Annotated in this window: 12 protein-coding genes; 1 reads left to right on the plus strand and 11 read right to left on the minus strand. The window is 29.2% G+C overall.

The features are described from left to right. Positions 1-16: 16 nt before the first annotated feature. The 11 genes from CJJ23_RS00315 to CJJ23_RS00365 all read right to left on the minus strand — a co-directional run bounded on the left by CJJ23_RS00315 (position 17) and on the right by CJJ23_RS00365 (position 18,707). On the minus strand, positions 17-1,966 hold the full coding sequence (locus CJJ23_RS00315) for a ribonuclease J (RefSeq protein WP_095334431.1): 1,950 nt from the start codon (positions 1,964-1,966) through the stop codon (positions 17-19). 277 nt (positions 1,967-2,243) lie between these two features. After that, complete coding sequence (locus tag CJJ23_RS00320; protein WP_095334432.1) at positions 2,244-3,587, minus strand: hypothetical protein; 1,344 nt, start codon at positions 3,585-3,587, stop codon at positions 2,244-2,246. After that, positions 3,574-5,697, minus strand: a complete 2,124-nt coding sequence (locus CJJ23_RS00325) for a S8 family serine peptidase (RefSeq protein WP_095334433.1) — start codon at positions 5,695-5,697, stop codon at positions 3,574-3,576. Before CJJ23_RS00325 ends, CJJ23_RS00320 begins: the two co-directional genes overlap by 14 nt. 341 nt (positions 5,698-6,038) lie before the next feature. Next, positions 6,039-7,298, minus strand: coding sequence for a hypothetical protein (locus CJJ23_RS00330; protein WP_095334434.1), 1,260 nt, complete (start codon positions 7,296-7,298; stop codon positions 6,039-6,041). Further along, entirely contained in the window at positions 7,285-7,539 is a 255-nt protein-coding gene (locus CJJ23_RS00335) for a hypothetical protein (protein ID WP_095334435.1), read from the minus strand. The genes CJJ23_RS00330 and CJJ23_RS00335 overlap by 14 nt, the downstream gene beginning before the upstream one ends. A 422-nt stretch (positions 7,540-7,961) precedes the next feature. Further along, on the minus strand, positions 7,962-8,897 hold the full coding sequence (locus tag CJJ23_RS00340) for an NAD(P)/FAD-dependent oxidoreductase (RefSeq protein ID WP_095334436.1): 936 nt from the start codon (positions 8,895-8,897) through the stop codon (positions 7,962-7,964). Between the two features lie 102 nt (positions 8,898-8,999). Then, positions 9,000-10,061 carry a prolipoprotein diacylglyceryl transferase gene (gene lgt / locus CJJ23_RS00345; RefSeq protein ID WP_095334437.1) on the minus strand — a complete coding sequence of 354 codons (1,062 nt, stop codon included), beginning with the start codon at positions 10,059-10,061 and terminating at the stop codon, positions 9,000-9,002. Next, entirely contained in the window at positions 10,048-10,971 is a 924-nt protein-coding gene (gene hprK / locus CJJ23_RS00350) for an HPr(Ser) kinase/phosphatase (protein WP_095334438.1), read from the minus strand. Before hprK ends, lgt begins: the two co-directional genes overlap by 14 nt. Before the next feature lies 1 nt (position 10,972). Further along, the gene (gene uvrA / locus CJJ23_RS00355; protein WP_095334439.1) at positions 10,973-13,798 is read right to left on the minus strand and encodes an excinuclease ABC subunit UvrA; all 2,826 of its coding nucleotides are present in this window, start codon (positions 13,796-13,798) and stop codon (positions 10,973-10,975) included. A gap of 163 nt (positions 13,799-13,961) precedes the next feature. Continuing rightward, positions 13,962-15,935, minus strand: a complete 1,974-nt coding sequence (locus tag CJJ23_RS00360) for a sialidase family protein (RefSeq protein WP_095334440.1) — start codon at positions 15,933-15,935, stop codon at positions 13,962-13,964. Positions 15,936-16,448: 513 nt separating this feature from the next. Then, positions 16,449-18,707, minus strand: a complete 2,259-nt coding sequence (locus tag CJJ23_RS00365) for a sialidase family protein (protein ID WP_095334441.1) — start codon at positions 18,705-18,707, stop codon at positions 16,449-16,451. A 420-nt stretch (positions 18,708-19,127) separates the two neighbouring features. Here CJJ23_RS00365 and CJJ23_RS00370 point away from each other — a divergent pair, with 420 nt between their 5' ends. Next, a complete protein-coding gene (locus tag CJJ23_RS00370) occupies positions 19,128-22,070 on the plus strand; it encodes an AAA family ATPase (RefSeq protein WP_095334442.1) in 2,943 nt (980 codons plus the stop codon). The last annotated feature ends 121 nt before the right edge of the window (positions 22,071-22,191 follow it).

Raw genomic sequence — 22,191 nt, forward strand, 5'->3', positions numbered from 1 at the left:
CTGCTATCTCTTTATTTTACTGATCTTCCCTGTCTAAATCATCATCATCATCAAGCATTTCTTTTCTAAGTTGTGGCATTAATTTACGAATGTTTTCTACAGAACTTACTCTAGAAACTTCTGTTAATGTAGCACCGTTTTGTACTTTAGTTTTAGCTTTACGTTTACGTTTTTTAGGTTTAGCTGATTCAATTTTTTCTTCATCAACTTCATCAGGAATTTCCCCTGCTTGGGCTAACTTATTCTTAATTCCAGGTTTCATACCTCTTTTATATTCAGATAAAACACGCTCATCTTGCATGTTTGTAAACAGGATAGAAGCAAGAATTACAGGACGTCTTCTTTTCTTTTTATAAAAGAAAACTTCTAGTCTTTCTTTTAATAATTCTTTGAGTTTTTCTAATGTTCACTCAGGATCATTTTTAATCATATACAGTGTTGAGGCATGTACAAGTTTATTACACTCTTCAATAAAGTCTTTATTACTACTTACAAATAAAGAACCTTTAGAAATAATTCTAGGTCTACCTGAAATAGAATTTCTTTTCTTATCAATAACAACAACAGCCTTGACAAAACCACTTTCACCTAGTAAATAACGTTCAGTTACAACCTTAGAATTTTCTTCAAGTACAACACCACCATCTATATAAGTAGGTTTAACATCAATAAATTCATCACTAACTCTAACTGTTTCATTTTCCATGTAGCACACCTGCCCTAGACTAGGGTATAAAACATTTTCTTTTAAAACACCTTGTTCAATTGCTGTATTACCGTGACTAATTTCCATTCTATAATCACCATGATAGGGAATGAAATATTTAGGTCTAGTTAGTTGAAAAGTTTTGATGTGCTCATGAATATAAGCATGCCCTGAAGTATGTAAATAACCATCTACACCATTTTCTTTAATGGTTGCACCTAACTTATAAAGGCGATTGATTAATAGTTCAATTTTCATTCTGTTTCCAGGAATTGGTGAAGAACTGAAAATAATGACATCACCGTTTTTTACCTTAATTTGAGGATGTTTTGCAAATGACATTCTTGATAGAGCGGCTAGTTCTTCACCTTGGCTACCTGTAGTTAAAACCATGATTTCTTTTTCTTCATATTTATCAATTTCTTTTTTATTGATAAAAACATTGTCATCAACTTTTAAGTATTTTAACTTTCTCCCGATCTCAATAGCATTAACCATTGAGCGCCCAAAAATAGCGATTTTACGCCCATGTTTTACTCCTAGGAGTAAAATTTCTTTCATCCTTGTTAAATTAGAAGCAAAACCTGTAACTATCACTTTACGTGGTGATTCAATGATGATATTTTCAATATCAGTTAAAATATCTTTCTCACTAGGTGAATGCCCTGGTCTCATTGCATTTGTTGAATCACTGAATAAAACAGTTAGATTTTCATCACCTATTTGTTTTAACTTATCAAAATCGGTTAAATTACCGATGGGTGTCATATCAAAACGATAATCACCTGTCATTAAGAATTTACCATGTTTTGTAGTTACTCTAATTCCAAATGCTTCAGGAATTGAATGCTGTGCAGTTCAAAAATCGACCACCATATCATCGATTTGGTGCTCTTGATCTGCTTTGATTTCAATAAAGTTAATATCTCTACCAACGCCATGCTCTTTGAATTTTAATCCTAAAAATTCAATAGCAATTTTAGGTGCATAAATAGTTTTTAAGTTAACTTGTTGAATTAAGAATAGTACTCCACCGATATGATCTTCGTGTCCATGAGTAATAAATAAGGCTCTTAATTTATGATTATTATCAATTAAATATTGATAGTTCGGGATCATCCCGTTTAGTCCTGTAGTGGCTGAATCAGCAAATTTTATACCACTATCGATCAAGATGATTGCTTCTTGACTTTCGATTAATAAAGTTGATTTTCCGATTTCTTTAAAACCACCAAGACCAAAAAATTTTATGTTGGTCATTGTGCTCCATTAATATATAAAAATTATTAATTTGTAATTTGAAAATTCAAGTAATTGAATTGCTTTTATTGTAATGATTTTTATAAAAAAATGATTAAAATATTTTATCTTTTAAATTATTTGATTTAGCTAGGAATTAAGATTTTAATTAAAGGTTTTGTTTAATGAAATAAGGAAAAAACTTAATAAAAAATATTAACCAAAGCAATTGCGCTAAAGTTAATATTTAAATATTAATTCAGATAACTTTGTTATCTGAACCTTCTTTACAAAGAATTTAGTTATATTTGGTTCTTATATAATCAACCGACACTTTTAATTTTTCTTCATTTGCAATTAGATTTTTTGGAATTTTAAAAAATAAAGTGTGCTGTTGATTTCCAGGTCCATATTTCATTTTGTTGGGATCTTTACTTTCATTCATAAACTCTACATAATCTTGATCAGTCTCATCCCCAGTAACAACATGAAGTGATTTAAAAATTGTAAAAATTATTTCGCTATTATCTATTTTAACATCAAATGATTTTTCAATATTATCACTAAATAGTTTAACTGTAGCAGGATAATGAAATGCAGATATGAGAACCAAATAATTTTGTTCAAAATAACTGTCATTATATGTTGATAAGATTGCTTCTTTTTTACTTACAGGAAACTCTTTAGAATATTTTGTTTGGTAGTACAATGAGAATTTATTTAGTAAGTCACTAAGTTGTTGCTTAGTTTTCAACAAAATTGATGAAAATTTATCAAAAGATTTATTCGTAGTTCATTCATTATTTTCTGAAGTTTGATATTTGGATAGGTCTTGGGTTATAAATGAACTTATTGCTAGCATTCTATTAGAAATAGGCGTTGCTTTATTTCTGTCATAACCTCTTTTTTCTATTTTATAATCACTGTCTTTTAAATCAAATGAGATTCTATCTAATGAATAGAACGTTCCATATTTAATATCATTATTTGCATAAGTAGTAGTGTCGTAACTAACAACAATTTTATTATCCTTAACAAAAACATCTGTTAGATTATTTATCACTGATTGATTGTTTATATAATATTGAGTGTTTTCTCCTATTGGTGAAATTTCTCCCCCAAAATCAATGAAAATAAAGTTTTTTTGAAAGTAATCATTATCAAATTTCTTATTTAATTCATTGATATGTAATACTAGAATCTCATCAAATTCTGCTTTTGAAATACTGAATTTTTCTTCAGTTTTTTCATCAACATAAAATTTCTTTATCAAGTATTTTTTTCAATTATTAAAAAGTTCAGTCAATTCACTTTTTGATTTAAGAATAATTATATCTTTACCGCCAAAAGATTCGCTAGATAACATTTTTGCTATTGTTTCATTAAAAGAAAAATATTCAATTTTTTTAGAATCTAATTCTAATTTTGAAAGCTGATTTTTTAAATTCATTTTAGCATCTTGCACTGGCGTTTCCTTTGTAACGGGTTTTTGCAATAAACCAGGATCTGGTTTTATCTGTACAATATCGATAGGTTCATCTTTGGGTTTTTGAGTTATTGAAGAACAGCTAACTGCAAAAGTTAAAAGTACAGCTGTAAAAGGTAAAACTAAAGTTAGTAAAATTTTCTTATTGAATAACATATGTTATTGCACCTTTAACAGGCTGAGTACTTTTATTTTGACCTATTTGTTTTACAATAGCACGATATGTCCCTTCTTCCAAAACCTTGTGCCTAATAAATTCAATATTACTTGTTAGAGAAGTTGATGATGAAACTGAAACTCATTTTTCGTTAGTTTCATCATATTTTTCAATTATTAAATCAATGTTTGTTGGTATGTATCAAGACTCTCCATATTTTGCTTTTAAATATTCTGTTGTTTTTCACTCATTTTTATACTTGCCATCAAGAATAGATGGATTGTAATTATTGTACTCATTCAGTGCTTTTTCATAATCTGTTTTTCTTGGATCTGTTTCTCATGAAAGAAGCCATTTTTCATGCGCAACCTTGTTAATTTTATCTCAAGTAGCACTAGGAAATCCGGGTAGAACACCATCTCCAAAATTATATTTATTCATTTCTTGCATAGAATAAAAATAATAATCATCCATAGGTATCTCTGGTTTCTGTAATGGTTTATTTAGATAACCTGCATCAAATAATCAAGAAGTTGATATAGTGAGATTCTGTCCCTTTAGAATCTTACCAATGTCTATAATTTCTTCTTTCGATTTATCTGAAACTGATATAGTTTTTACATTATTTGCAGCTTTTTGCATTAATTCATAGTTTACTAAACCTGCACCAACTTTTTCATTAAGACCATTTGACTGTTTTTCACTATAACCCTCAATCTCTTTAGAACCTACAGTTAGTATTGTTAAAATTGCTTCAAGCTTACCTACTAAATCGTAGTTATTTCTTAATAAAGTTGTTATCAACCCAGTAACTAAGGGTGCAGAATAGCTTGTTCCCTTTTTTTCCTTACCATACAGCAGTTTAGGATTTGAAGTTAAATAAAACTCATATTCTTCGCCAGGTGCAACAACTAGAGGCTTTGTTAAAATATTGCTGTCTGCTAATCTATATTCTGAAAAATAACTTAGTTTTGTTCCAGAAAGATTTGTTGACCCAACAACAACAGAATTATGAGATAGTGTGTCGCTATTTATTACGTAATCTCCTTTATCTAGACTATTACCCGAACTTCAAACAGAGATTATTCCATATTTACGAGCAATAAAATCAAGATAATATGCTTCCTCACTGTATCCATAATAAAATTTATATTTATTTACTTTAGATTTTTCGTGTTTGTATGATCAACTGTTATTTATTACCATAACTCCTGATGATATTAATCAGTCCATTTTAGAAAGTCAACTAGAGAATTCAGGCAAAAGATGAGAATGATGATCTGAATTTTCATAAACAGTATATATGTCTTGAACTTGTGTATCTGCACCATATTCTCCAAAAGCAATAGCTGCAACACGGTCAGCATGACTAGTTTCCTCTTCATTTTTATTATCTTTATAAAAATGAAGGTTCTTATCTTTAAATGATGGATTTGTTTTGCTTATTGTGTTTTCTGCTTCAAAAATTTCGACCTTAACATTTCTAATTGTTTTTAAAAAAACTGATTGAAAATCAAATACAGAATTTTCTTTTTTTCTTTGCTCTGCAAAACCAACAGTTTCGAAATGTTTTTCATTTAAAGATTTATTGTATGGAATAGTATAAGTCAAATTTAAAAAGTCTTCTTCTGCACTTGCTTCAAGTGCAACATCAGTCATTTCATTAGTGGTTACTACAATTGAATCATTAAGCATTGCTAAAAGCATCAAATTCAATTCTAATTTTTCTCTATTTCTAAAAATAAATGTAACATATGGAGAAGTGTGACTATACCTTGATACTTGTAAATCTTTTAATTCTTCTTTTACTGATAAAATAAATTTTTCATTTTGTTTATCGTATTGTTCAATCATTTTAGTAATATCTCTATTTTTTTCATATTCTGAGAAGTCAACTGTGTCATTGATTCTTACTAAAACCTCAACTGGTTTATTGATGTTTTTGTTTTTTTCTTCATCAGAATAACCGTTTCTATTAATTTTTAATAAAAAATTTGGATCAAATTTGTTGTTAATATCAACACTTTGATTCTGAGTCGCTGCAACTGCATGAAGTGGTGCAAGAGTAGCGCTTGTCAAGTTAAACAAATTAAAAATTGCTTTTGCCATTATATTCCAATCTGTCAATATCTCATAAATAACAAAATTTTACAAAAAAATTGACTATAAAATTTTGAGTATTGGGTTTCTTATATCAATACACAATAATCTTACTGTTTTTGTAAAAAAGTCAAGGGATTAATTTTTTTATTTTATTTTTTAGGAATTTTTCCAAATTTAATTTTTTCTTGAAATAATTTCTTTTTGAAACTAGATATAAAATTAACAAAAAATTGTTGTTGCAGTATAATTTAATAAAATAAAAAAATATTAACCACAGCCATTAAACTGCAGTTAATATTTGATATTATTGTAACTCAATTTTTGAGTTAAATTTTCTTTATAAAGATTTAGGTATATTTAGATTGTTCTGAATCAACTCTTACTTTTAGATTTTCCTCATTTGTAACTAAATTTTTGGGAAGCTTAAAAAATAAGGTATGTTGCTGATCTCCAAAATAATAATTTCCTTTACCTGTATCTTTACTTTCATTTTTATACTCTACATAATCAGGTTCAACAACAATGTCTTGGACATTATATTTAGATATAAACATAGTAAAAATTAATTCTTTATTATCTAACTTAACATCAAATGATTCCTCAATATTGTCGCTAAATAAACTAACTAAGGCAGGGTAATGAAATGCGGATAAAAGAACTAAATAGTTCTGTGCAAAATAATCATCATTATATGTTGATAAGATTGCTTCTTTTTCACTTACAGGAAACTCTTTAAAATATTTTGTTTTGTAATACAATGCAAACTTACTTAATAAATCACTAAGTTGTTGTTTATTTTTCAAAATGATTGATGAAAAATTATTATAAGCAGTATTTGTTGTTCACTCAGAGTTTTCTTCTGTTTGATATTTGGACAAATCTTGAGTGATAAATGAATTTATTGACAACATTCTATTTGAAATAGGTGTTTTTTTGTTTCTGTCATAAACTTCTTTGACAATTTCATAATTTTTGTTTTTTAAATCAAAGGTTTTTTTGTTTAATGAATAAAAAACCGAATATTGAACATTGCTTTTAGCATCCGAGTTAGCATCATAAGTGATAGTGATTTTATCGTTATCTACTGAAATGTCAAGCAAATTTGTTATCTTGGCATGATTATTAAGATAGTGATTGATTTTCTCGCCTTTAGCAGAAATTTTACCACCAAAATCTACAACCATTAAGTTGCTATTAAAATACTCATCATTGAAGGTCTTAGACATTTCTTTTGTATATGAATCTAAATTTTTCTCAAGATTTGTTTTTGAAATGTTAAGTTCGTCACGAACCTTTTTGTCAGATTCATATAATCCTAAAAAAGATGATTTTCATTTAGCTAAAAATTCATCTAATTCAGTCGTTGTTTTCAACAAAACAGGAAATAATTTGTCAGATGTCTTTCCGTAAATTTTTTCAGTAACTGAATTATTGATTGTTGAGTAAAGAACTTCCTTACCGAATACACTTGCTTTTTGCATTTGAGAATTTAAATTAATTCCTTCCGTAGGATCTGATTTTGCAGTTGTGCAACCTATTGCTAATGAAGCAGAACCTAAGGTAACTAATGCTGATATAGAAAGCATTAATTTTTTATTGAACAACATAAGCTAATGCACCTTTTACATTCTGTGCACCTTTATTACCACTATATTGTTTAACTACTGCTCTGTAACTAGTACTTTCAGTTATATTATGTCTAATAAATTCAACATTGCTTGTTCCTGAAGTAGAAGAGGCAACAGTTTCTCAAGAACTAGTTCTTGGATTATACTTTTCAATTCGAAGATCAACATCTGTTGGTGTATATCTTGTTACATTCAATAAATTAAAAATTGCCTTTGGCATTTTTTTCCAATCTGTCAAATATTTAATAAATAACAAAATATTGCAGTAAAACTTTGTCATTTTGGATTAAATTTTGACTTTTAAAAATTTTACTGCGCTAGAGAATTTTCTAACGCATAATTATTTTACAATTTTTCCAAAAAAGTTAGAAAAAAAATAATTTTTTAATTGTGTTTTTTTGTTCTTATTGACATTAATTTCATCTGAGCTTTTCTAGAAAAAGAAAACATATATTATATTTTTAAAAAAAGTAGGTTGTTTAATTAATAATATTATTTATAAAATTCATATATTTATGTTTTTTTACATTTTGAATTTCAAAAGCTAGAATTTTCATAAATAAAATATGAAATGATAAATAACATAATTTATAAAAAAACCAAAGCACATCGCTATGCTTTGGTTCTTAATAGTATCAAATTCTATTTGATTAATTGTCCAGCTGTTTTTCCAGCAATTGCACCATCACCTGCTGCAGTTACTATCTGGCGAATATCTTTAACTCTGATATCACCTGCTGCAAAAATACCTTTGATTTTTGTTTGCATTAAGTCATCAGTTTTAATAAAGCCATTTGGCTCAAGAATTCCTAATTCTTTGGCAAAACCTGCTGCTGGTAAAAAACCAATATAAGGGAAAATTGATGCTGCATCAATAGTTTTCACATCTTTACCACCATTATATTCAATTGTTACTTTTTCTAGTTTATCTTTACCACTAACTTCAATAATTCTAGCTTCCATGTAAAATTTAACATTATTTAATTTCTTCATTTCATCAACTAGATGTTTTTCAGCAATAAAGTTTTTATCACGGACAACAACATGTACTTCTGAAGCAATCCCTGCTAAGAAAGTACCTTCTTCAATTGCTGAATTACCTCCACCAATTACGACTGAAGGGTTTTTACCATATAAAGGTCCATCACAAATTACACAGTAAGATACACCTTTATGATAATAATCACGGATGTTTGGAATATCAAGTGGTTCACGGTTTACCATTCCTGTGGCAATGATAATACCTTTAGCACTTAAAGTTTTTTCTCCATCATAAGTTGTATAAATAACTTCATGATCAAAATCACCGTGTGATTTTAAATTAACTACTTCACCATAAATGTGATCAGCACCAAATTTGGTAGCGTGTTCAAACATTTTCATTGCTAAAGTTGGTCCTTCAATTAATGTATCACCCATTCAATTTTCAATTTTGAAGGTATTGACCATCTTACCACCAGGTGCACCTTTTTCAATGAAGGCTGTTTTAAGACCTGCTCTTGTAGCATAAACAGCTGCAGATAAAGCAGCTGGTCCTGCTCCTAAAATAATTACGTCATAATCATATTTTTTTGACATTTTAACTCCTAAAGATTGTTTAATTTAATTATATGCTTCTTAAACAAAAAAACACCAAAACAGTAAAAAATTTACTGAGAAGGGTGTTTTTTCATATTTTTTCTATCTTTCAGGACGGCGTTTTCTTAAACGGTCTCTGCTGATTTGAGGTTCATCAGTAGTTGTGGCAACTTCTGAACCTTTTGCTCCCTCTAAAGTATTTTCTAGAGTGATTAATGGAATTTTTGTTTTTGGTAATAAAGGTCCCATTCATGATAAAGATGAACGGTAAACTAAAGCATAGTCAAAACGATATTTCAAGCGAACACGCACATATCTGTGGGTTGAGAAAATTTCAAAATATCAAACCATCAATGCTCCAAAGAAGACAAAAATGTAAGCAATAATTGTATAGTAATCGTAAGATTCTTCACGCAGTGGCTCCATTATAAACCGTACGACTCCATAGTAGAATAGATACATTCCACCAACTGTTCCAGGTCTAAATAGACCAAAGAAATTAAAGATTCAAACAAGAACTACATAGCCCGCTAGTGAGAAAATAGCTTCGTATAAGAATAGTGGAATTCTTAATGCTGCCGAGGAAATTGGGTCAGTTGCATTGTAAATATACATCTGCCGTGCAAAGGTTTCACCTCAAATCAAGGTGTGTGAACCATCATAATCAATTCTTCCATAAACTTCGTGGTTAGCGAAGTTTCCAAACCTACCAATTGCTTGACCAATTAAAACAGCTGGTAAAATAAAGCTAATTGCTAAACGATAATCAATCTTATTACGTTTAAAGAAGATATAAATCAAGTTAGCAATTGTTGGTAAAATAACTCCACCTTGAATACTTAATCCCCCTTCTCAAACGGCATATCAGGCCGAATTAGGAAACGGATTAGCACTGTTATAGATTAATCTTTCAAAGATATATCATAGTCTTGCTCCAATGATTGACATTGGAATAGTTATTAAAACTAAAACTGCTAATTCTTCCATCGCATAGCGTTGGCGATATCAAAAAAAAGCAATTGTCACAATTGCCGTTAAAATTCCAACTAACATTGTGAAGGTATAAATTGGAAAATCTCAACTACCAATTGAGAATAAGTAAGTTGCTGTCCCTTCTCTAAAGGGATATCAAGTGCTAAAATCTATGCCACTAATTTGGTTCACTTACAGTCCTTTCTCTAATAACATCAAGAGGGTCTACCCCTTGATTTCTTAAAATTTGCACATTTGCTGCCGCTTCTACTAGTGAAGCAAATGAACGACCTGCCTTTACAGGAATTTCTATCAGGGGTATTTTAGCATTATATATTTGATAATGAAGATTTTTATTGCCTAGTCTATCAAAATCATTATTTTCTTTAAAATCTGTTAGTTTAACAACTAAATCAATGTCATGATAATCAACAATTGCACGGTAACCATAGACACTTTGAATGTCAATAAAGCCTAAGCCACGTGCTTCTAAAAAGTTTTTAGTAATCCTTGGAGCACGACCGACAATTTTTTCACCAATTTGTGAAACAATCACTGCATCATCAGTTACTAGTTGGTGACCTTTTTGAATTAATTCTAAAGCTGCTTCACTTTTACCTATGCCTGAATCACCCATGATCATCACACCTAAACCCATGATCACAACTAATGTGCCATGAATTTGATAACTAGGAGCAAATTCTTCTAGTAAGTATGAGCCAATTGAGCCGTGCAGTGAAGCCATGTTCATTCAGGTTCTGCAATAAGGAATGTTATGCAGATTGGCTAATTTCTTAATAACTTCAGCATGTTTATCTGACATCCCTGATGCCATGATTACTAAAGCAGGTTCATTTTTGAAAATTAACTCAATTTCACCTCTAATATTATCAAAACCGACTGTGTCGAAGAATTTTTTTTCTTGTGTAGATCAAACAATCACTGATCCTTTAATATCGTGAGTGTTTAAAAAACCTCCCAGAGCAAGACCTGCTCTAGTCAATGTTGGCTTAATAATTTGGCGCTCTCCTATGATTGATTGGTTAACTTCTAGATTAAATTTTTTAACTAGATCCTTAACTAGAATTGTTTTTGTTGACATTTTATAATAGCTCCTTGATGAATTGACCTGTAAATGAATCAGGGTTTTGAGCAACTTCTTCAGGTGTACCTTGAGCAACTATTTTGCCTCCATGTACTCCACCACCAGGGCCTAGATCAATAATATGATCAGCTGATTTAATGACATCTAAGTTATGTTCAATTACGATTACAGTGTCTCCATTATCAACTATTCGATTTAAAATATTTAATAATTTTTGCACATCATATGAATGTAATCCTGTGGTCGGCTCATCTAAAACATAAACAGTTTTACCTGTTGCCTTTTTAATTAAGTGAGTCGCAAGCTTAATACGCTGTGCTTCTCCACCTGATAAAGTTGTTGATGATTGTCCTAATTTAATATAATTTAGGCCAACATCATGAAGTGTATGAAGCTTTTCATGCACTTTCGGGCGATTTTCAAAAAACTCTAAAGCTTCTGAAACTGTCATATTTAAAACATCAGAAATATTTTTATTACGGTATTTAATTTCTAAAGTTTCTGGGTTATAACGAGCCCCATCACAGTGATCACAGACTACATAAACATCGGGTAAAAAGTGCATTTCAATTTTGATTTCACCATCACCATAACATTTATCACAGCGACCTCCATCAACGTTAAATGAAAAGCGACCTTTTGAATAACCCCTTGCTCTTGCTTCTTCAGTTGCAGAAAATAGATCACGAATATCATCAAAAACACCTGTATAAGTTGCAGGGTTAGAACGTGGCGTTCTACCGATAGGACTCTGTGAAACTTCAACAATTTTATCGATAAATAAAAGCCCTGTAATTGAAGCGTGTTTACCAGGTTTTACCTGTGTTCTGGATAAAATTTCTTGAACACCTTTAACAAAAATTTCGTTAATCAAAGTTGATTTTCCTGAACCAGAAACACCTGTTACAGCAACAAATTTATTTAAGGGAATTAAAACATTTAAATTCTTTAAATTGTTTTCACGTGCACCTTTGATATTAATATTTTGCCCATTTCCCGAACGCCTTTTACTTGGTGTTTTGATTTCTAATTTTTTAGAAAGATATTGTCCTGTAATACTATTTTCATTTTCACAAATTTCTTCAAAAGTACCTGCAGCAACAACTTGTCCACCATCTTTACCAGCCTTAGGTCCAATGTCGACAATATAGTCAGCAACTTTCATTGTATCTTCATCATGTTCAACCACAATTAAGGTATTTCCTAAATCAACCATACTTTTTAAAGTCTTAATTAATTTTAAATTATCCTTTTGATGAAGTCCAATTGAGGGCTCATCAAGTACATATAAAACACCTGTTAGATGTGATCCAATTTGCGTTGCTAATCTGATTCTTTGAGCTTCTCCACCTGATAAAGTTTCGGCTTTTCTAATCAGTGATAAATAGTCTAAACCAACATCAACTAAAAAGCCTAAACGTGTAATTAATTCCTGCAAAATTAAATTAGCAATTTCTTTATTATTACCATCTAAATTTAAATTAATAATTAAATTTAGAGCATCTTCAATTGACATTAAAGAATAATCATGAATGTTGTAACCACCAACTTTTACAGCTAAAGCATGAGGGTTTAATCTTGCTCCATTACATGTTTTACAATCAGCTTCTGACATGTATTTTGAATAGTATTTTCTAACTGCTTCGCTAGTAGTATCTAGTCATCTTCTTGTAACTTTAGGAATAATTCCTTCTATTTGTTTATGACGGCGATAAACTTGACCACTATCACTTTTTAAAGTGAAACTAATATCTTCTTCTGAACCATATTTAATGATTCTTAATTCCCTTGTATTGTAGTCTGCAATTGGGATGTTAGTTGGGATATTATAGTGTTTTAAAAGTGCTAAAAATTCTTGTCATTCTAAGTTACTTGAATTAACTGTATTTTCAAAAATTTTAATTCCACCTGCATTAATAGATAACTTTTTATCAGGTGCAAGTAGATCAAAATCTGCGCGCATTTCTGCACCTAAACCTTTACATGTTTCACACATTCCATAAGGTGCATTGAAACTAAATAATTTAGTTTCAATTTTTGGCATTTCAAAATCCCCAAAAGGACATGAGTGTAATTTAGAAAAAAGTTTAATTTCTTTAGTGTCAAAATTTTCAATTTTAACAACACCTTTTCCATACTCTAAAGCAAGGTCAATTGCATCTGCTAGATGCTGTCTTACTTCATCATTTAAGGCGATCCGATCGATCACTAAATCAATTGTATGTTTTTTATTTTTATCTAAATTAATAGGTTCATCTAGAGTTAAAATTTCATCATCAATTTTAACCCTAACAAAGGTTTCTCTTTTTAATTTTTCAAGTAAATTTTGATGTGTTCCTTTTGCATTATCTACTAGTGGTGCTAGTACTAAAATACGGGATTTATCGGCAAAATTAAACACTTCTTCAATTATTTCTTTATTCTTTTTTCCTTTAATTTCAATTTCATGATTAGGACAAAAAGGTGTTCCAATTCTAGCGAATAAAAGTCTTAAATAATCATGAATTTCAGTTACTGTTCCAACTGTTGAACGTGGATTATTATGAGTAGTTTTTTGCTCAATTGAAATTGCTGGCGAAAGCCCTTCAATTGAATCTACATCAGGCTTTTTAGTACCACCTAAAAATTGTCTAGCATATGAAGATAATGAATCCACATATCTTCTTCTACCTTCTTCATAAATTGTATTAAATGCTAATGAAGATTTACCTGAACCTGATAAACCTGTAAATACAACTAATTTATTTTTAGGAATTGTTAATTCTATATTCTTTAAATTGTTTTCTCGTGCACCCTTAATGTGCAAAAAGTCTCTATTTTTCATATTTTAAAATTATAATGATTAACGCCCAAAAATAGAATTATTTAATCAGGTTTTTTCTTAAAATAAAATACTAAGCCTAGCCGAAAAACTAGACCTAGTATTGCAGAAAAACAAACTTTAATTTATTGAATAAAAATTTGTTTTCTGATAAACCAAAATTGACTTAATCAATTTTAAGTTTTAAAATTTCTAGCGCCATTTCAATGTTTTCGGTGCCTTCATTTTCAGGTGTTCGTGCTTCATAAAATGTTGCAAGTTGAATACCATCTTCTTCAACATCAATTAGTTTTAAAGTTGAATATTCAAATTTATTATTAGCACCATTAAATTCATAAATCTTTTTGCCGTTTTCAAAATCATTGTTTTTGATTAATCAAAGTTGACCATGAGTTCTTCCACCTTCTTTAGTAGGTGCGCTTATTAATAAATAATCATCACCTTTATATCTAAAGTATTCAATTCCTTGAAGCACGCTTGCTAATATATTCATATTATCATAGTGGTCAAGTTTACCTTCTTCTTTAGCTTTATTTGTGAAGGTTCTACCTCCATCATATGAATAACCAATTGCTAGTTTTCCTAAACCATTTCGAAGAACAAAAACTAATGTTCCATCACTTTGTTCAACTACAGATGTTTCAGAATATTGATTAGTAGCAACAAACTTGCTTGATCTTCAGTCTCCATCTTTATCTCTAGTCATAAAGTAAACACCTACATGTCTACCTTGTGGTGTCATGCGATAATTAGTAAAAACTAATTTTCCATTATCAGCTTCATTAAGTTGATTTCTTAAAATAATTCCATTACCCGGTCCAACTAAATCAATAGATGTAGGTTGGTCTTTATTAAGTTTATCATTTAAGAAACCTTCAAAAGTAACTTTATCTGTTTTTAGATCAATTGTAAAATATGACAAGAAAACCTGAGTAATCAACTTATATTTTGATGCTGATAAATCTCCTTTATCATAATCTTTAAAGATTTCCATAGCTGATTGAATATAGGTTAAATTATCTTTATCAGATAATTCTTTTGTTGCATCCTTCATTTCATAAACATCAAATATGAACTGATTTTCTACTTGCTCAAGATGAAGAGCAACAGCAACTTTTTCATTTGTTTTGGGGTCATAAGCTTGATATCATTTTTTACTTAAATCTTGAATATTAAACTCAATAAAAGCATCTTTAACTCTATCAAGTAATTTTAGATTTCCAGAATTATAAATCCCCGAAAGTGTGATGTTATTAATAAAGGCATTTTTACCTCTACCTGATACACCAGAATCCCTAGGCATAGCATCAACAATTAAATGTGCAATATGTTTTTGATCATCGATTGTGAAACTACTATCAATTAATGCAATTTTTTCTTTAGAATTTGCTTTTACAGTAATTAAATCTTTCATTTCAGACATAGTTTTAGTTTTTAGATCATATGTTCTGATAGATTGATTAATACGGTTATATGGTGCATCAGATTGATTGTCGATTCTTCCATCTATTTGTAAATACAATTTACCATTGTATTTACCGATTGAAGGAATTCGGTAACTGTGTTTATGGTTTAAATTATGGGTGAAACCAAATTTTTTATAAACCTGTTCAACAGTAATAGTTTGATCTTTTAAAGCAGTATTTCTAACTTTAAGTCCAGATACTATAGTTTTGAAGGTATTGGCATCATCTAGTTTAGCAACACTTTTACCGTTATCACCATAGAATTTACCATCTTTTTCAAGTGCAACCTTTACAACTAGAGTTCCTTCATGATTTTTAGCTGTATTTTTAATAAGTTCAAGGTTTACATTAAAACCTTCAAGACCTTTTAATGGTTCTTTTAAATCACTATTTTTTAGTGATGTAATTTCAGTTGGTAGTTTTTCTTTTAACAAATCACTAACTGAGATTTTGTCATTTTGATGAACATCATATCAGCCAATGATTTTATAATACTGTTCTTTATCAACGCCTTTTGGTGGATCAGGCACTGGTTTAGGAGCAGGTTTACTAGGGGGAGTTGGTGGATCCTCTTTAGGGGGTGTACTTGGAGTACATGCAATAGCTGTAGCAGTAAGCGTCAAAGAACCAAGACTTAAACTGCTGATTGCAATAAATTTTTTACTTAATTTCATAATAACTCTTTCTCATTTGTTAATTTATTATAAATATCTAAATTTGTGTACCTCCTCGGAGAAATGCTATTGTGTTATCAAAAAATGTTTAATATTTAATTGATTACTTGAACGATTTTCAAGTTCTCATAGGTAATTGACTTTAAAATGTATAATTTTTACAAAAAAGTAGTTTTTCTCTATTTTAAAGGCTGTTTTTATTGCTTTTTTGGAAAAAAACTTAAGTTATTAATTTTTTGTTTGGTTTGAAATTAGTATAACTTTGACAAAAAAATGTTAATTATTATTTTCAATAAATTGAAATAATTTCACTTTTTATACCATAGAGTAAAAGTTAATCAATATACTTTAAACACTTTAATTGTGTGTTTTTATCTAAATATATTGTTTAATAGTTTCTATTTATTTTACTTTAAGTAAATAAATTTGAAATTTTTTCACATATGACAGATTTTCTATACTTTAGCTAATAAAAAAGATGTTGTTAAAAAACAACACCTCTTGTATTTTTTATTAGTAGATTTTAACTTTAAGAATTTCTAAAACAATCTCTACTACATCTTTATTTCTGTTTTCATCAGTTTGGGTTTCATACAAAGCAGCAATTTTGACTCCTTCATTATCAATATCAATTAATTCCAAACTAGAGTATTCAAACTTATCATTTTTACGATTAAATCTATAGATTTCCTTAGCATCCTTGAAGTCATTATTTTTAACCAAAAATAGTTTTCCTTCTCTTCTTCCACCTTGTTTTGAAGGGCCACTTAGTAGTAAATAATCATCTCCTTTATATTTAAAATATTCAATACCGTGGAGCACAGCTGACAATAAGTCCACATTGTTGTAAAGATCCATTTTATCTTTATTACCAGCTTTATTTGTGAATGTTCTACCACCATCATATGAATAACCTATTGCTAATTTATTCATAGTATTTCTAGCAATAAAAACTAATGTTCCATCTTGTTGTTCAACTATGGTTGTCTCAGTAAAATTAGATTCTCCACCTGCAATAAAATTACTATGTGTTCAATCACCGTGGCGAACTTTCATCATGAAATATGCACCAAGACTTCTTCTTAAAACATTAATTCTATAATTTGCAAAAACTAATTTTCCATTATCTTCAGGATTTTTTTGATGTCTTAAAATTATTCCATTTCCTGGTCCAACAAGATCGATCGATGTTTGTTTTTCTTTGATCAAATCATCATTTAAAAACCGTTTGAAAGTAATTTCATTTGTCTTTAAATCAATCGTAAAATAAGATAAAAATGTTTGTGGAATGACTTTATATTTTGAACGTTCATATTTTCCGTTTTCATAATTTTTAAATAATTCAAATGCTGATTGAATTAGTTTCATTTCACTTACATTATTTAAATTTGAATTTGCGCTTTTCATTTCATAAACATCAAAAATAAATTTATTATTTTCGGCTTCTAAATTAATGGCAACATTTGTTTTCTCTTTAGTTTTATAGTTATAGCCTTGGTATCAATTACTATTTCTTTCACTGATCTTAAATTCAATAAATTCATCTTTAACACGATCTAATAATTTCAAATTTCCTGAGTTATAAATTCCTGAAAGATTCATATCTTGATTAAATGTACTTTTGCTCATTCCTATATAGCCTGCATCCGAAGGAAAGGCATCAACAATTAAATGTGCAATATCATTTTCTTCATCAATTGTTAAATTACTATCAATTAAAGTAATACGTTCTTTAGTATCAGTTCTTATTGACAAAATATCTTTTACATTGGAAAACTGTTGAGTTTTTAAATCAAAAGTTTTCAATGATTGCACGATTCGATTTAAAGGAGTATCTTCTTTATTATCGATTCTGCCATCAACTTGTAAATATAATTTATCTTGGTATTTTCCAATGGAAGGAATTCGATAAGTATGCTTTTGATTTTCTTTATGTTGAAAAGCAAACTGTTTAAAAAGTTGCTGAACATAGACATTTTCTTGTTCTAATTTATCATCTTCTTTTTTAAATCCAGTTACTATAATAGAGCCTATTTTTACATCCTTGAGTCTGCTATAAATTTCGTATGTATCATCGAAATAAGTGTCTCTACTTTTTAAAATTAATTGAGCCTCTAAGCTTCCTTGAATTTTTATTTTAGAGTCTTTAATCACTTGAATAATTAGTTCAAAACTTTCAGGTATTTCAAAAGGTTCTAGTAAATCGTTATTAGATATTTCGATAACATCATTAACCGAGATATTTTCGAAGCTTTTTTGAACCTGTATTACTTTTTTATGGTTTTTTAAATACCATTGATAAGCAACTTCATTTAATAAAATATGTGGACTTATTACTTCAGGAATCTCTTTTAAAATTACTTTTAAGTCCTTAAATTCAACTCTTTTAATCTTAGATGTTTCTCCATTTGAAAAAGTTAAAGACACAGTTATAGTTTTATTTTTAGGATTATTTTCAAGATAAGCAAAATCTGAAATGAAAAAATCTTCGTGCAAATTATTTTCAATTTCTAATTTACTTTTTGAATCAAGTAAATTTAAAAATTGATTAGGCTTATCAGTGGTTACACTTTCTAATTTTTCTTTTAATTTACTTAATTCTTTATATTCATCTTTTGCAATTATTTCACTAGGTATTTTACTTAAATCAAATCTTTTAATTTCATCAGGTGGTGTGTTATCTTTTATTATCGTTGAACATGTAACAGTAATAGCAGATGATGAAATTATTAGAGGTATAAATGAAGTCAAAATTAGTTTTTTCTTGTTCATAATTTATTCCTTATATTTCTCAATATAAATTTTATGCTTTTAATTTTTTAAATCATTAAATTGAAATAAATTAAAAAATTTATAAAGTATTATTCAATTTTGTGATTAGTATAATTGTTTTTTAAATATTAAAAGAAGTTTTTGATGAATCGATCAAAATTTAATTTTTTAAAATTCAAATTTTAAAAAATACATCACAAATATGATTCACAAAAATGAGATTTGATTTTAATTTTGCTGATCTATTTTTTGAAAATGCATTTTTCAAAAGTGCAAGACTAAGTTGCTTTAGCCCTTAAAAATCAGACTCAAATCAGCAATTTTTTAGATTAAAAAAATTAAATAATTTTGTTTATTAAATAATTTTTTTTGAAGTTAATTCTTTATAATTAAATTAATTATATTTTATAAAGGAAGAAGATGAAACTAATCAAATTTTATGCTCATGGTTTTAAATCATTTGCCGATCCTATTCAATTAAGTTTTGATGGTGGTGTTGTTGGAATTATTGGACCAAATGGTTCAGGTAAAAGTAATATCAACGATGCTATCAAATGAGTGCTTGGAGAGCAATCTTCAAAAATGCTACGTGGTGAATCTATGGAAGATGTTATCTTTGCAGGTTCACAAAAAGTAAGACCTCTTGATCGTGCAATTGTGACATTAACATTCGATAACAGAGCACGCAGTGTAAGTCTGCCACATGATGAAATTCGCATAACTCGTGAATTAGAAAGAGGAGATGGAAAAAACAAATACTATATTAATGATGAACTAGTTCGCTATAAAGATATTAAAGATATTGTTTTAGAATCAGGTATTTCTAAATCATCATTAGCGATCATTTCTCAAGGGACAGTTAGTGATATTGCTGAAGCAACTCCAGAAAGTCGCCGTTTAATTTTTGAAGAAGCAGCTGGAGTAAGTAAGTATCGTGCCCGTAAAGTTGAATCATTAAGAAAACTTGAAAAAACTGCAGAATCACTAGCACAAATTCAAACAGTTATTAATGAACTTGATAAACAACTTAAACCCCTTAGAACACAAGCTGAAAAAGCTAAAATCTATTTAGAAAAATCTCGAGAGTTAAAAGCAGTTGAAGTTGCTGTTTTAGTTCACAACTTAACTTACTTTAAAGAGAAACTAGCTGAATATGAAAAACAACTTGAAGGTGTTAAAGAAACACGTGAAAACCTTGAAAGTCAAATTTCTCGTTCAGAACAATCTTTAAAACAAAATTCTTCAGATCGCTTAGCTCATGAAAATGACCTACAAAAAATTAATAAAGAACTAGATGACATTAATGCAGGTCTAAAAGATCTTGAAGTTATCTTTGCTACAGAAAGTCAAAGAAGACAATTAATCATTTCAGGACAACTACAAGCAACAACTGAAGAAAAGAAAAACGCAATTAGAGAACAAATTAGCGCTAAACAAGCATCATTTAATTTCTATGCAGAACAACGTGCAGAATTTGCTAGAAGAATTGATGAAAAAAGAATTGAATCATCAGAAAAAGATCGTTTAATTAACGATCTAAGAATTCTTCAAGCTAAAGAAATTAAGAAATTAAATGAAGCACGCACTAAGATTTCTATCCTAGAAGAACACAGAAAAAATAAAACTAATTTATTCCGTGGTGTTAAAACAGTGATGGAACATAAAAATATTTTTAAGGGTTACCATGGACTTGTTAGTGACTTATTAGATGTACCTGAAGAATATCATTTAGCAATTGAAGCAGCTCTAGGTAATGCTTTGCAACATATTGTTGTTAATGATTCAGATACAGCTGTTCAAGCTATTAATTTCTTAAAACAAAATGATGCAGGTCGTGCGACTTTTATTCCTTTAAAGTCAATCTCTGCAAAATCAGTACGCCGTGAACACGAAATGGCAATTTCTAATATTGATGGTTTTGTAGGTGTTGCTTCAAAACTATTTAAAATTGATCCTAAATTAAATGTTCTTTTAGAATTCTTATTAGGAAATATCATCTTTACAGACGATATTAAGTCAGCTAAAAATATTGATGAAATGCTAGAACACCGTTACATGATTGTTACTCTATATGGAGATATCATTCGTGCAGGTGGAGTTATGACAGGGGGTACACCTCAAGCAAGTACTTCTTTAATCGGTATTGATGAACAGATTGAAAAACTACAAGCAGCAATTCCTTTAATTGAACAGGAAGAAAACAGTTTAATCAATCAAATCAGTATTGCTGATAGTCAACGCCAAAATATTGTTACTTTAATCAGTCAATTAACTATTGAACAAACAAAAATTAATATTGCTTATGAAAATGATGAACACGATCTTAATAAGTTGCGCGCTGAATATGAAACTATTTCAAGTGAAAAATTAGAAGTAGAAGCTTCTACAGAAGTAACTGATAGAATTCACTCATTGCAAGCTCGTAAAACTAATCTAGAAATTGATAAGCGTACTAAACAGGAACGTGTTCTTAGTTTAAATACAGAACACTATCGCTTAACTAATGAAAAACTAGAATGAGAAAAATCACTGAGAACTCTGAATAATGCTTTCTCAAAAGTTATTACTGAAAAAGATCGTGCAGAATTCATTCTCTCTTCAAATCATAAACGTTTAAGTGAATACTACAACATGACATTAGAAGTGGCTCAAAGCAACTACAAACTAGAGATGGATCTAGAAGAAGCAGAAGCAATTATTTCTAAACTGCAAGCTTCTATCCGTGATCTAGGTCATGTCAATGTCGAAGCTATTCAGCAATTTGAACAAATTTCAGAACGTTTTGATGAACTTAAAGTCGCAGAAAACGAAATCATTGAAACTAAAGTTAGAATTGAAGAAGCTATTAAAGAAATGGACAAGATCATTATTGAAAGAATGAGATTGACTCTTGATGAAATTGGTGGTGAATTCAATAATGTCTTTAGAGAAATGTTTGGTGGTGGTCAAGCTAGTGTACATTATGTTGATGAATCAAATCCACTAGAAAGTGGAATTGATATCAAGGCTCAACCTCCTGGAAAAAGTATTAAAAACCTGCGTTTATTTTCAGGTGGAGAAAAATCACTAATTGCTATTTCACTACTATTTGCAATTCTAAAATCTAGACCACTTGCTCTATGTATTTTAGATGAAGTTGAAGCAGCACTTGATGAAGCAAATGTTGTGCGCTACGCTGACTATTTACAAGAATTAAAGCCTAAAACCCAATTCTTAGTTATTACTCACCGTCACGGAACCATGAGCCGTGTTGATCATCTATTTGGTGCAACAATGCAAACTCGTGGAGTAACTTCATTCTTTACTGTTAAGATTGAAGATGCTAAAAAAATGGTTGAAGATACTCAAGTTATTGAAAACTAATAATCTACTATTTAATAATTAATGCTCCTTTTGAAGGAGTATTTTTTTGTAACTTTTGAATCAATAACACTTATAAAGGATTTAGCAACCAAATTTTTTATTCGTGGTTTTTAACAAATTT

Origin of the sequence: Mycoplasmopsis agassizii (assembly GCF_002276225.1) — a bacterium.
GTDB classification, from domain to species: domain Bacteria; phylum Bacillota_I; class Bacilli_A; order Mycoplasmatales; family Metamycoplasmataceae; genus Mycoplasmopsis_B; species Mycoplasmopsis_B agassizii_A.